Genomic DNA, 13,705 nt, shown 5'->3' on the forward strand with positions numbered 1-13,705 from the left:
TAAATAGTAATGAGTAGGTGTGTAAAATGAAAATCAGGCATTTACGTATATTTAAAGTTGTATGTGAAGAAAAAAGTATAACTAAGGCTGCAGAAAAACTATTTATGACTCAGCCAGCTGTTTCTCATACTATTATTGAATTAGAAGAGCATTTGGGAGTGGAATTATTTGATAGGATTTCTAGAAAATTATATTTAAATGAGACTGGAAAATTGTTTTTAGTAAAGGTATTAAAATTACTAGATCTATATGACGCTCTAGAAAAAGATATAAAAGAATTAGAAGAAAATGCAGTTATAAAATTAGGTTCATGTATAACTATTGCAAACTTTCAATTACCAAGAATAGTTAGAAGCTTTGAAGAAGAATGTCCTAAAACACCTATTAGAGTAATAGTAGATAATGCAAGAAGCATTGAAGAAAGATTATCTAAGAATGAAATTGACCTAGGATTAATAGAGGGGGTTGTTTATAATGAAGATTTAGAGCAACTTAAATTTTCTTCTTATGATATATCAATATTAGTATCCCCTAATCATAAGCTTGCTAAGAAAAGCAAAATAACTATAAAGGAGTTAACAGAGGAAAAACTCCTATTGAGAGAAAAGGGAAGCTCCGTAAGAGATATATTTGATAGTGCTCTAATGCTACATGATATAAAAGTGAAAGAATATTGGACAAGTGTTAATTCACAAGTATTAGTAAATGCAGCAAAAGAAAATTTAGGTGTTTTAGTTATATGTAGAGTATTAGTAGAGCAGGAAATAGAGTCTGGGGAACTAATAGAGATTAATGTAGAAAATTTAAACTTAGTTAATTTCAATCATATTGTATTTTCAAAAGGAAAAGTACAAACTACAAGTTTTAAAAAATTAATTGAAATAGTAAAAAATATAGAAGTGAAAAATGATTTATATTAAAGGATAAAAGAAAATATATATATTAAGGGCTACGTATAGCAGCCCTAATAAAATTTTAATCAGTAACGTGAATAAATTTGAATTTATTGACATCAAATAGACCTTTATCCGTAAGCTTTAAATCAGGAATAACAGGGAGTGATAAAAATGACAAGGTTAAAAATGGGTTAAAATTAATTTTAGGAGCTATATTTCTTATTGCAAGATGAAGTCTTTCTAAATCCTTTATAACTTCCTTATATCCTCTAGATGTAATAAGTCCACCAATTTCTAATGCAATGGAAGCTAATATTTTTTTATCTTTAACAACAATAATTCCACCATTGATTTCTTTAAGCTTTTCTATAGCAAAAATCATATCTTCATCATTAGTCCCTGTAACAATTAGATTATGAGAATCATGAGCTATTGTAGTTGCTATTGCACCATATTTAAGATTGAGTCCATGTATCACCCCAAGACCAATATTTCCAGTAGATTTATGTCTTTCAATAACTGCAACTTTAAGGAAATCTTTAGAGGTATCAGATTTAAAAGTATCATTACTATTTAAATCTTTAATATTAATTTTAATATATGAAGTTTCTAATTTATTAGGGGTAATACCTATAATATTTAACACTTCTTTATTAGTTATTGGAATTTCTATATCTTTAGTGGTGATATTTTTAATATTTAAATTGTTTATTTTTCTATATTGAAATGTATCGTTATTAGATTCTATGACTAACTTACTATTTTTAACTACTAAATTACCATTTTTATAGACTGAATTAATCTTAAAGTTAATTAAATCATCTAGTATTATAAAATCTGCTATATATCCAGGAGCAATTGCACCTTTATATTTTAAATTATAGCATTCAGCAGGATTTAAAGTTGCCATTTGAATAGAAGTCTCAGGTGGGAGTCCATGGGAGATAGCTTCCCTTATAGAGAAATCAATGCTTCCATTATCTAATAAGTCATCTATATGCTTGTCATCTGTACAAAAGCAAAATCTTCTTGAATTTGAAATAGTAACTGCTTTAATAAGTTCTTTAAAATTTTTAGCAACAGAGCCTTCCCTAATATGAACATACATACCGCGTTTTAATCTTTCTATGGCTTCCTCCTTTGAAATAGCTTCATGATCTGTAAGAATATTTGCGGTAGAATAAATATTCAAAAAGTCCTTTGATAACCCAGCACAATGACCATCAATTATAAGATTCTTTGATTTTGCTTCCCAAAGTTTATTTATCATTCTATCATCACAATGAGCTACAGCAGGAAAATTCATTACTTCTGCTAAACCAAGAACATTATCTTCTCTATAAAGTGGAGCTAAATCTTCGTTTTCTAAAGTAGCACCAGAAGTTTCAAAGGAAGTGGAAGGCACACAGGAGGGAAGCATAAAGTAGCAATCAAAAGGAATATTCTTTGAAAGATCCATTATTAGTTTAATTCCATCTATACCTAAAACATTAGCAATTTCGTGTGGATCTAAAACTACAGAAGTAATACCATGTAATAAGGACACCTTATAGTATTCCTTTGGGGTAACAAGAGAAGATTCAATATGAGCGTGGGCATCAATAAGGCCTGGACAAATAAACTTACCAGTTCCATCAATTTCTGTTTTACCATGAAACTCTCCAAAGCCGACTATAACCCCGTCTTTTATTGCAACGTTATCAATGAAGGATGAACTTTGAAATACATCAATAATATTAATATTCTTAATTACTAAGTCGCAATTATCAGTTTTATTAGAAGCTTTAATTTGAGAAATAAAATCTTTTTTACTCATAAAACCACCCCAGACCATATATTTTAATATATTATATGAAATTATTTACATTATGTCAAAAACTATATTGATATATTGATATGGAATTATATAGAAATAATAACTTTAAAATTAATTTTTTTTATGTTTTAATAATTTATAAGGAGGGGGTTAATTATGCCAATAAAAATTCCAAGGGAGCTACCAGCATTTACGGTACTATCTAAAGAAAATATATTTGTAATGAATATAGAAAGAGCTCAAACACAAGACATAAGACCACTAAAAATAGCAATTTTGAATTTAATGCCAATAAAGATCCAAGCAGAAAATCAATTGCTAAGATATTTGTCTAATACACCAATACAAGTAGAGGTTACATTATTACAAACTAAAACCTATACTTCACAAAATACTCCTATAGAACATTTGGAGAAATTCTACAACTATTTTGATGAAGTAAGATACCAAAAGTTTGATGGGTTAATTATAACTGGGGCACCTGTTGAAACTATGGATTTTGAAGATGTAGATTATTGGAATGAACTAGAAGAAATTATGGAGTGGAGTAAAACTAATGTTTTTTCAACCCTTCATATATGTTGGGGAGCTCAAGCAGCATTATATTATCATTACAATATACAGAAGCGACCTTTAATAAGTAAAATGTTTGGAGTATTTCCACATAAGGTTAATAATCAAAATGAAGATTTAACAAGAGGACTTGATGATATATTTTATGCTCCTCATTCAAGGCATACAACTATTAATAAATTGGATATTGAAAATGTTAAAGTTTTAGATATATTAGCTGAATCAGAAGAAGCTGGAACTTTTATAATTGCAACTAAAGATAAAAGACAAATATTTATAACGGGGCATCTAGAGTATGATAGAGATACTTTAAAAAATGAATACTTAAGAGATTTAAATAAAGGGTTAGAGATTGATATACCTAAAAATTATTTTCCACAAGATGATATAAATAGTGAACCATTAGTTAAATGGAGGGGAAGCGCAAATATAGTATTTGGTAATTGGCTAAATTACTGTATTTATCAAAATACCCCATTTATCATTGAAAATATAAAGTAGAAAATTGATTTAAAATTGTATAAGAATGTATATTTCTTATTTTTATTGAGTAAATATTTATTAAGCTAATAGTTATTTAATATGGAATTTTATTTAAGTTGAAATTTTTCTTAATTAGTTATATTATTATATAGAATTAGTATTAAGAAATAATATTTATTACAATGTGGAGGGCGTAATGAAGAAATATTTTAATTTAGCAACTTTTTATTTAATTTTAGGACTAGTTATGGGAGTATTTTATAGGGAGTTTACAAAAATTAATGGGTTTGAAGGACAAACTGTTTTATCTGTAGTTCACACTCATGCAATAACTCTAGGATTTGTATTCTTTATTTTAGTTTTACTATTAGAGAAAAACTTTAATATATCAAAAAATAAAGGTATAAAAGGATGGGGAATTCTTTATAATGTTTCATTAGTATATGTATTAGCTACTTTTACTGCTAGGGGAATACTTCAAGTATTAGGCAAGGATTTTGCAGGCTTAAGCCATATAGCTGGACTTGGACATGCTCTTTTAGGGGTAGCATTAATTTGGTTTGTAGTTATAGTTAATAAAGCTATAAAAGAATAATAATAAAGTATATAATTCACCTATTAATTTTGCAATTTCTTGAATTTAGAAATATATAAGCAAAATTAATAGGTGTAATTTTTTTATTAATGTAAAAAGCTTTATATTAAAGACCTGAAAAATATATAAATGTAAATAAAGATTAAAAAATTACTATCTTTGAAATTTTAAATATAATAGTATATAGTTATATTATAAAGCATAGAAATTAGGTGTAATAAGATGAAAGAATTAGTTAAAGCTCAGTTAGATAAAATGGAGTTATTTGAAAATGTAAGTGAAGATGCTAAAGAAGCCTTATCTGATTTTGGAGAAAGTAGATGCTTTATGAAGGGCAGTCATATATTTAGAGATAAGGAAAAAGTTAATAGAGTACATATTGTATATAGTGGAAAAGTTGCATTATATAAACTAAATGAATCAGCTCAAAAGAAAATAATATTTATTTTGAATGAAAATACTATAATAAATGCAGTAGTTTTAGATGATTTACCAGCATCTATTAATTGTGAAGTGTTTGAAAAGGCAGAAATATTATCTTTTGATAGAGTTAAATTTGAAGAAGTAATGAGAAGTGATTTTGAATTAACAAAAATAGTTATGTCTTCTTTAACAAGGAAGGTAAGAAGATTATATAGGCAGTTAAAGAACTCTACACCAATAAAAGTTGAAAAAAGAGTTGCAGCAAAGCTTTGGAAATTATCTAAGGATTATGGAATTAAGATTGAAAACGGTACTCTAATAGACTTAAATGTAAGTATAACCTATTTAGCTGATATGTTTGGAACACCAAGGGAAACAATATCTAGAGCATTAAAAATTTTACAAGAAAATGACCTAATAATCATGGAAAAGAAAAAGATTGTAGTTAGAGATAGAGATAAACTTTCACAATTTTTTAGAGGTTGTAAATAGAAAAATTGTATAATATTTAACATTTTATATAAGAAAGAAAATGTTAATAATTATTTAAATTAAAAATATAAATAAAAATTATAAATAAACTGTGATATTTATCACAGTTTTTATTTTTTTTAAGATTTATAATTTATACATGAGATTGTTATTATTATAACAATTCTGAAGCGTAGATTAATTTAATGAAGATATATAAAGAAAAAATAAAGTTAAGAGGTGTTAATGATGGGATATAAACTTAAAGTAGAAGATTTCAATTTAGGATTAAGTGAATTAAGTAAAAAATATAAAATATATGCTCCAAAAATATTTGAAGGGCAAGGAAGATTTTCAGATACAGATATAGTAAGATACGGAGAAGTATCTAGAATAGAAGAAATAGAATTTAACAAAAAATCAGCCTTTTCATATAAAGAAGTTCTTCTTCCAATAACACAAACTTTATTTTTCTTTACAGAAAAGGAAATAAAAGAACCAGATTTAGATGAAAAATCAATACTTGTATTTTTAAGGAGTTGCGATATTCATTCATTAAGAAGAATTGATGATATATATTTAAGAAATGGATTTGAAGATCCATATTATAAAAAACTAAGAGAAAAAGCAAAATTTATTCTTATAGGATGTGAAAAAAGCTTTGATAATTGCTTCTGTGTAAGTATGGGAAGTAATAAAACTGAAGAATATAATGCTTATATAAAACAAGAAGGTAATGAAGTTTATTTAGATATTAAAGATGATGAGTTCATCAACATATTTGAAAACTTAAATAATGAAAAGTTAGATGTAAAGCCAGATTTTGTTCAAGATAATAAGGTTAAAGTAAACATTCCAGATAATCTAGAATTAAAAGTTATGAAATCTACTATGTGGAATGAATATAGAGAAAGATGTATAGCATGTGGAAGATGCAACTTTGTTTGTCCAACATGTACTTGCTTTACAATGCAAGATATATTCTATAAGGATAATGGAAAAGTAGGAGAAAGAAGAAGAGTATGGGCTTCATGTCATGTTGATGGATATACAGATATGGCTGGGGGACATAGCTTTAGACAGGATAAGGGACAAAGAATGAGATTTAAAGTTCTTCATAAAGTACATGACTACAAAAAGAGATGGGGATACCATATGTGTGTTGGATGTGGTAGATGCGATGATATATGTCCAGAATATATTTCATTCTCAAATTGTGTAAATAAATTAGAAAAAGCTATGGATGAGGTGAATTCAAATGAATAAAAATGAATATATACCATTTATATCAGAAATTTTAGAAGTTATAGAGCATACTGAAATAGAATACACTTTTAGAATGGAGTTTAAAGGAGATGTAAAGCCAGGTCAATTTTTTGAAGTATCTTTACCTAAGTATGGAGAAGCTCCAATATCAGTAAGTGGAATAGGTAAAAACTATATTGATTTAACTATAAGAAAAGTTGGAAAAGTAACTGATGAGATATTTAAAAACTATGTAGGTGATAAACTATTTTTAAGAGGGCCTTATGGAAATGGCTTTGATATAGAAAATTATAAAAATAAAGAGATTGTAGTAGTAGCTGGAGGAACAGGACTTTCACCAGTTAAAGGAATAGTTGATTATTTCTCAAATAATAAAGAAGAGTGTAGAGATTTTACTTTAATTTCAGGATTTAAATCTCCAAAGGATATTCTTTTTAAAGATGATATTAAATCTTGGGAAAAGAATATGAATCTTATTCTAACTGTAGATGGTGCAGAAGAAGGATACAAAGGGAATGTAGGACTTGTAACTAAGTATATTCCTGAATTGAAAATAAAGGATAAAGAAAATGTACAAGTTATTGTTGTAGGGCCACCAATGATGATGAAGTTTACTGTATTAGAATTCTTAAAGCTTGGAATTAAAGAAGAAAATATATGGATTTCACAAGAAAGAAAAATGTGTTGTGGAATAGGTAAATGTGGACATTGTAAAATAGATGATACTTATATTTGTTTAGATGGACCAGTGTTTAATTATGTAAAAGGAAAAGAATTAATAGATTAGGAGGAAGACACTATGGATATAAATACTAAAAAGCTGAAAAAAAATGCTTTTAGAGTTACTAAAAATAGAGGGGTAACAGCTTCTAGAGTGAGAGTTCCAGGTGGATTCTTAAAGGCTGAATATTTAACTTTAATTCAAGAAATAGCTGACAAATATGGTGATGGAACAGTTCACTTAACAACAAGACAAGGTTTTGAAATTCCAGGAATAGACATGGAAGATATAGCAGAGGTTAACATTCTCCTTCAACCTATAATTGAAGGATTAGAAATAAATCAAGAAGTTCCAGATAAGGGATATACAGCAGCAGGAACAAGAAATGTATCTGCCTGCATAGGAAATAAAGTTTGTCCTTATGCAAATTATAATACCACTAACTTTGCAAAGAAAATAGAAAAAGCAATCTTCCCAAATGATTTACATTTTAAAATAGCATTAACAGGATGTCCAAACGATTGTATTAAGTCAAGAATGCATGACTTTGGTATTATAGGAATGACTGAACCACAATTTGATAAGGATAAATGTGTTTCTTGTGGGGCTTGTGTTAGAGCTTGTACTAAAAAATCAACAGGAGCTTTACATCCAGAAAACTATAGACCAGTAAGAGATCATAGTAAATGTATAGGTTGTGGGGAATGTGTAATTAATTGTCCAACTGGTGCGTGGACTAGAAGTAAGGAAAAATATTATAGGTTAGCTATAATGGGTAGAACAGGTAAGAAAAACCCAAGACTCGCAGAAGACTTTATTGTTTGGGTTGATGAAGAAAGTATAATTAAAATCATTTTAAACACTTATAAATATGTTGAAGAGTATATAGATAAAAATGCTCCAGGTGGCAAGGAGCATATTGGATATATAGTTGATAGAACTGGATTTATGGAATTTAAAAAATGGGCTCTTGAAGGAGTAAATTTATCTAATAAGGCGATAGTAAAGGATAATATTTATTGGAGTGGAATAAGATACTAATTATAGGCATTTACTTATAAATGAAATAAATATTACCTATTAGACAAATAGGATTCTAAATAGTTAAAATAAATATATGAAGTTTTAAGGAGCTGTCTAAGACAGCTCCTTTCATTAATTAATTATACTTTCAAAGTGTCTTATCAATATAATAATATTTAGAAATGAAAAAAATTATTAATAGGAGTATAATAGGGGTAAGATAACTTAAGACATATTAATAAATTTAGGAGAAGTGATATGATTCAGCTTTTAGGTATTAAGAAAAACACTAAGGTAGAAATAAGGGAAAAATTAAGTTTATCTCCAAGAAAGAGAAAAGAATATACGGAAGAGTTGCTTAAATATTTTGAAGAGGTAGTTATACTATCCACTTGTAATAGAACGGAAATTTATTATAGAGGTAATTTAAAGGGAGAAGAAAGCTTAAATATAATTTTTGAAATATTAAAATGGGATATTAATTTAAAAGAAAGCTGCTTTTACTTAGAAGAAAAAGAAACTGTGAAACATTTAATGGAAGTAGTTTGTGGGTTTCATTCTAAAATATTAGGGGAAGACCAAATTTTAGGGCAAATAAAAGAAGCATATTTAACAGCCATTGATTTGAAATCAGTAAATAGCGAATTACAAAGGCTATTTCTAGAAGCTATTACTTGTGGTAAAAAGTTTAGGACTGAAGGGAAGTTATATGAAATACCAGTGTCTTCTGCTTCTATTGCAGTAAGTGAAGCAATAAAAAATAAATCGAAAAAAATTATGGTTATTGGATATGGTGAAGTTGGTAGCTTAGTAGTTAAATATGCTCTTTCAAATAATATAGAAAAGTTAGTTTTAGTAGTTCGAAATACAGAAAAAGTTAAGGATATATTTGATGAAAGAGTGGTTGTTACAACTTATGACGAAGGAAGAAAAATTATAAATGAAATGGATTGTGTAATATCTTGTACATCTGCTCCACATTTGATTATAGAAAAGAAACATATTAATGAATATGGAGGAAATATTATAATTTTTGATTTGGCTATGCCAAGAGATATAGATGACAAAATAAAAGAATTTAAAAGAGTAAGACTTTATGATATAGATGAAATAAGTTTAATGGATGATGAAAATAAGAATTTAAGAAAAGAGAGAATGCTAAGTTATAAATCTATCATAGAAAACTATATAAAAGAATTCTTTCAGTGGAAGAATATTAGAGAAGTATCCACTGTAATAAAGGATATAAAAAATAATAGCGCTAAGATAATAGAAGAAAGAGAAAAAACGCTACAAAATAAATGTCATGATGAAAAAGATTTAGAAATTGCTAAGATACTTATAAAAAGTACTTCGGATTATTATGTAAATAGAGCTATTGAAGTATTAAAGGAAGAGCAGTTAAAGGGGCAGGGTAAAGAATGTATAAAAATATTAGAAAAGATATTTCTAAAGAAGATATAGAGTACACTTACCTTTCATTAATTTCTAATAAACTTAATGTTGGCATAATAGGTGGAGGAAAAGCTTCTTATATTAAATGTAAAAACTTTTTATCTAAAAAATGTAATGTTGAAGTATTGGCTTTAGATTTTATAGATGAATTTAATAATTTAATGGATGTTAAGCTTATCCATAATTCTTATTATAAAGAGTTTATAAGAGATAAACACTTGATAGTAATAGCAACTAATGATAAAAATATAAATAATGAAATTAAAAAAGATTGTGAAGAAAGTTATAAAATCTATATTTTTGCAGAGAATTATTTAGAAAGTATGGCAATTGCTCCTGTTCAAAGAAGCTTGAAAAATATAAGTTTTGCTATAAATACTAATCATGGAAATCCTAATGGTTCATTATTGTTAGCTAAAAAAATAATTGAAACATTAAGTGAATATGATGATTTTATTGGATATTCTTCTTTAATACGAGGGAAAGCCAAAATACTAAAGGAATATAAAAAAGACATAATTAAATTTGTTTGTAGCGAAGATTTTAAATATATTTATGATAAGAAAAAAGATAAATTAGTTATTGAAATGTTTTTTGGGAAAGAAATATTAAATAAATTATACAAGAATTTATAGGAGATATTTTATGGAGATAATTATAGCAACTAGAAAAAGTAAATTAGCTCAAGTACAAGCGGAAAGAGTTATGGAACTTATAAAAGAAATAAATAATATAAATTCAAAGAAATTATTAGTAGTTACAGAAGGTGATAAAAGATTGGATGTAACTTTAGATAAAATAGGTGGTAAGGGATTATTCGTAAAAGAAATAGAATATGCTCTATTAAATAAGGAAGCTCATGCAGCTGTTCATAGTATGAAGGATGTACCTTTTGAATTGCCAGAAGGTTTTGAACTTATAGCTGTTCCAGAAAGAGAAGACATTAGGGATGTTTTTGTATCAAGAAATAACATTCATTTTGATGAACTAAAAGAAGGGGCTATCATAGGAACTAGCAGTATAAGAAGAGCAGCAATGCTTAGAGAACTTCGTAAAGATATAAAGATTGTTCCCATAAGAGGAAATGTTCAAACTCGATTAGAAAAGATGCAAAATGAAAATATGGATGGAATAATTTTAGCTGCAGCAGGCTTAAAAAGACTTAAGATGGAAAATATCATTACAGATTATTTTGATCCTAAGGTGTTTTTACCAGCTATTGGGCAAGGAGCTTTAGGAATTGAAGCTTTAATTAATGGAGAATACAATTCTTATTTAAAGAAGTTAGATAATAAAGAGGTTAGGATATCTGTAGAAGCTGAAAGAAGCTTTATGAGAAAATTAAATGGTGGATGTCATAGTGTAATTGGCGTTTATTCTGAAATTAAAAATAATGATTTATATATGATAGGAACTTTTGATGTAGGTGGAGGAAAAATAGTAAAGAAAGATATTTTAGGAAATTTAGAAGAAAATATTGAACTTGGAATAAAATTAGCTAATAAGATAATGAAAGGATAGTAAAATGAGTAAGGTTTATATTATTGGTACAGGACCAGGAGATGAGGATTTATTAACAATAAAAGCAGTAGATGCACTACAAAAATGTACAGCAGTTTTATATGATAGATTAGTTTCAAATAATATATTAAATTACTTAGATGAAAAATGTGAAGTATATTATTGTGGTAAGGAGCCTGGAGCTCATTATAAAACACAAGAAGAAATAAATGAATCTTTAGTTAATTTAGCTAAAGAAGGACATATAGTTGGTAGAATTAAAGGTGGAGATCCATATGTTTTTGGAAGAGGTGGAGAAGAAGCTTTAGCATTAATAGAAGAAAATATAGATTTTGAAGTTATTCCTGGTGTTACATCTCCTATATCAGTATTAAATTATGCTGGAATTCCTATTACTCAAAGAGGAATGTCTCAAAGTTTTCATATAATTACAGGAATGACAGCGGGAGTATTAAACATTAATTGGGAAGCTGTTGCTAAAGAAAAAGGAACTTTGGTATTTATGATGGGTCTTAATAACTTAGGAGATATTATTAAAAATCTAATAAGTAATGGAAAAGATGAGAATACTAAGGTAGCTGTTATTATGAGAGGAACCTCTTCAAAACAAAAAAAGGTAGTTGGAACTATAAAGGATATTGAAGAAAAAGTAGAAAAGGCTAAATTGAAATCTCCATGTATTATAGTAATGGGGGAAGTTGTTTCATTAAATGATAGGTTAAATTGGTATGAAGATAAACCGCTGTTTGGTTCTAATATTTGTGTAACAAGATCTAGAGAACAAGCATCTAATTTAAAGAAAAAATTAAAGGATTTAGGAGCAGAGGTAACAGAAATAAATTCTATAAAAATTCACTCTACTAAAGAAAACTTAGATGAAGTAAAAGATAAAATTCATGAGTATGATCATATATTATTAACTTCAGTAAATGGAGTAAACTTATTTTTTGAATACATAATAGAAAACAAGATAGATATAAGAAATATAAAAGCTAAATTTTCAGTAGTAGGGAAAGCAACTAGAAAGGCTCTTGAACAAAAAGGTATTCAAGCTTTTCTTATGGCAAGAGAATTTGTAGGAGAAGGTTTGTTTAATTCATTAAAACCCCATCTAAATAGTAGCGAAAAGGTATTACTTCCTTGTTCATCAGGAAGTAGGAGCTATTTAAAAGATGAAATTGAAAAATTAGGTTTAACTGTAGATAGAATTCATACCTATGATACAATTTGTGGAGAAGTTAAAAATAAAAAAGTATTTGATGAAGTAGATTTTATTTTATATACAAGTCCAAGTACTGTAAATAATATGATATCTTTATTTGGAGTAGATAAAATTAAGCAAAAGCATAATATTGCAATTGGGCCACAAACCTTTAAAGCATTAAAAGAAAGTGACATAGTTAGTCATATGTGCAGAAAGCATTCAGAAGATGGTTTCTTAGATGAAATAGTAGAAATATATAAAACATATAAAGAAAGCAAAGGTGAATAATATGATTAAAAGGGGAAGAAGACTAAGAGCAAATTCAGCAATTAGAGATTTAGTAAGAGAAAATACATTAAGTTCTAAGGATTTTATTTTCCCAATTTTTGTTGTAGAAGGTGAAAATATAAAGGAAGAGATATCATCAATGAAAGGGAATTATCATTGGTCTTTAGATAGACTTCCTGAAATAATAAAAGAAGTTGAAAAAAATAATATTAGAGGAATTATACTATTTGGGCTTCCAAGTCATAAAGATGATACTGGTTCAGAAAGTTATAATAATGATGGTATTGTTCAAAAAGCAATCAGAAAAATAAGAGAAATTTCAAATGATTTATATATAATTACAGATGTTTGCATGTGCCAATATACTAGTCATGGGCATTGTGGAATATTAAATGGTAATGAAGTAGACAATGACAAAACCCTTGAAATATTAGGGAAAATATCATTATCTTGTGCAAAGGCTGGAGCTCATATGGTAGCACCTTCTGATATGATGGATGGTAGAATTGGACATATAAGAAAAGTATTAGATGATAATGGATATGAAAATGTAGCAATAATGAGTTATGCAGCTAAATATTCTTCAGCTTTCTATGGACCATTTAGGGAAGCAGCTCATTCAGCACCACAATTTGGAGATAGAAAAACTTATCAAATGGATCCTGCAAATTCAGAGGAAGCATTAAAGGAAATAAAATGGGATATAAATGAAGGCGCAGACATAATTATGGTAAAACCAGCAATGTCGTACCTAGATATAATAAGTAAAGCAAAAGGAACAGTAGATGTTCCAATTTGTGCTTACAATGTAAGTGGTGAGTTTGCAATGGTTAAGGCAGCAGCAGAAGCAGGATTAATAAATGAAAAAGCAGTTGCATTAGAAATGCTACTTTCTATGAAAAGAGCAGGTGCAGATATTATAATAACTTATTATGCTTTAGATGCAGTAAGATGGTTAAAGGAGAATTAG

Annotated in this window: 13 protein-coding genes; 12 read left to right on the forward strand and 1 reads right to left on the reverse strand. The window is 27.6% G+C overall.

Translation table 11 applies throughout. The annotated features are described in order from the left end of the window. The first annotated feature begins 26 nt into the window (after positions 1-26). Positions 27-920 (forward strand): LysR family transcriptional regulator, encoded by an 894-nt coding sequence (locus BN6774_RS07590; RefSeq protein WP_066892089.1) that lies wholly within the window; start codon positions 27-29, stop codon positions 918-920. A 55-nt stretch (positions 921-975) separates the two neighbouring features. Here BN6774_RS07590 and ade read toward each other — a convergent pair whose 3' ends face one another. Continuing rightward, positions 976-2,712 carry an adenine deaminase gene (ade, locus tag BN6774_RS07595; protein ID WP_066892092.1) on the reverse strand — a complete coding sequence of 579 codons (1,737 nt, stop codon included), beginning with the start codon at positions 2,710-2,712 and terminating at the stop codon, positions 976-978. Between the two features lie 156 nt (positions 2,713-2,868). On the opposite strand from ade, the gene metA reads away from it, so the two are divergent. The 11 genes from metA to hemB all read left to right on the forward strand — a co-directional run bounded on the left by metA (position 2,869) and on the right by hemB (position 13,705). After that, positions 2,869-3,786, forward strand: coding sequence for a homoserine O-acetyltransferase MetA (metA, locus tag BN6774_RS07600; RefSeq protein ID WP_066892095.1), 918 nt, complete (start codon positions 2,869-2,871; stop codon positions 3,784-3,786). 178 nt (positions 3,787-3,964) lie between these two features. Beyond that, positions 3,965-4,363: a DUF2871 domain-containing protein gene (locus BN6774_RS07605; RefSeq protein ID WP_066892098.1), complete on the forward strand. Its 399-nt coding sequence runs from the start codon at positions 3,965-3,967 to the stop codon at positions 4,361-4,363. A gap of 222 nt (positions 4,364-4,585) precedes the next feature. Beyond that, the gene (locus tag BN6774_RS07610; protein WP_066892101.1) at positions 4,586-5,278 is read left to right on the forward strand and encodes a Crp/Fnr family transcriptional regulator; all 693 of its coding nucleotides are present in this window, start codon (positions 4,586-4,588) and stop codon (positions 5,276-5,278) included. A 228-nt stretch (positions 5,279-5,506) separates the two neighbouring features. Next, positions 5,507-6,523 carry an anaerobic sulfite reductase subunit AsrA gene (gene asrA, locus BN6774_RS07615; RefSeq protein ID WP_066892104.1) on the forward strand — a complete coding sequence of 339 codons (1,017 nt, stop codon included), beginning with the start codon at positions 5,507-5,509 and terminating at the stop codon, positions 6,521-6,523. Continuing rightward, complete coding sequence (asrB, locus tag BN6774_RS07620) at positions 6,516-7,310, forward strand: anaerobic sulfite reductase subunit AsrB (RefSeq protein ID WP_066892107.1); 795 nt, start codon at positions 6,516-6,518, stop codon at positions 7,308-7,310. The genes asrA and asrB overlap by 8 nt, the downstream gene beginning before the upstream one ends. Before the next feature lie 12 nt (positions 7,311-7,322). Further along, the gene (gene asrC / locus BN6774_RS07625; protein WP_066892110.1) at positions 7,323-8,285 is read left to right on the forward strand and encodes a sulfite reductase subunit C; all 963 of its coding nucleotides are present in this window, start codon (positions 7,323-7,325) and stop codon (positions 8,283-8,285) included. Positions 8,286-8,525: 240 nt separating this feature from the next. Continuing rightward, the gene (gene hemA / locus BN6774_RS07630) at positions 8,526-9,731 is read left to right on the forward strand and encodes a glutamyl-tRNA reductase (protein ID WP_066892114.1); all 1,206 of its coding nucleotides are present in this window, start codon (positions 8,526-8,528) and stop codon (positions 9,729-9,731) included. Beyond that, positions 9,689-10,357: an NAD(P)-dependent oxidoreductase gene (locus tag BN6774_RS07635; RefSeq protein ID WP_066892117.1), complete on the forward strand. Its 669-nt coding sequence runs from the start codon at positions 9,689-9,691 to the stop codon at positions 10,355-10,357. Before hemA ends, BN6774_RS07635 begins: the two co-directional genes overlap by 43 nt. 10 nt (positions 10,358-10,367) lie before the next feature. Continuing rightward, positions 10,368-11,243, forward strand: coding sequence for a hydroxymethylbilane synthase (gene hemC, locus BN6774_RS07640; protein WP_066892120.1), 876 nt, complete (start codon positions 10,368-10,370; stop codon positions 11,241-11,243). A 4-nt stretch (positions 11,244-11,247) separates the two neighbouring features. After that, positions 11,248-12,735: a uroporphyrinogen-III C-methyltransferase gene (gene cobA, locus BN6774_RS07645; protein WP_066892123.1), complete on the forward strand. Its 1,488-nt coding sequence runs from the start codon at positions 11,248-11,250 to the stop codon at positions 12,733-12,735. A 1-nt stretch (position 12,736) separates the two neighbouring features. Next, a complete protein-coding gene (hemB, locus tag BN6774_RS07650; protein WP_066892127.1) occupies positions 12,737-13,705 on the forward strand; it encodes a porphobilinogen synthase in 969 nt (322 codons plus the stop codon).

It is taken from the genome of Clostridium nigeriense, assembly GCF_900086595.1.
Lineage (GTDB): Bacteria > Bacillota > Clostridia > Clostridiales > Clostridiaceae > Clostridium > Clostridium nigeriense.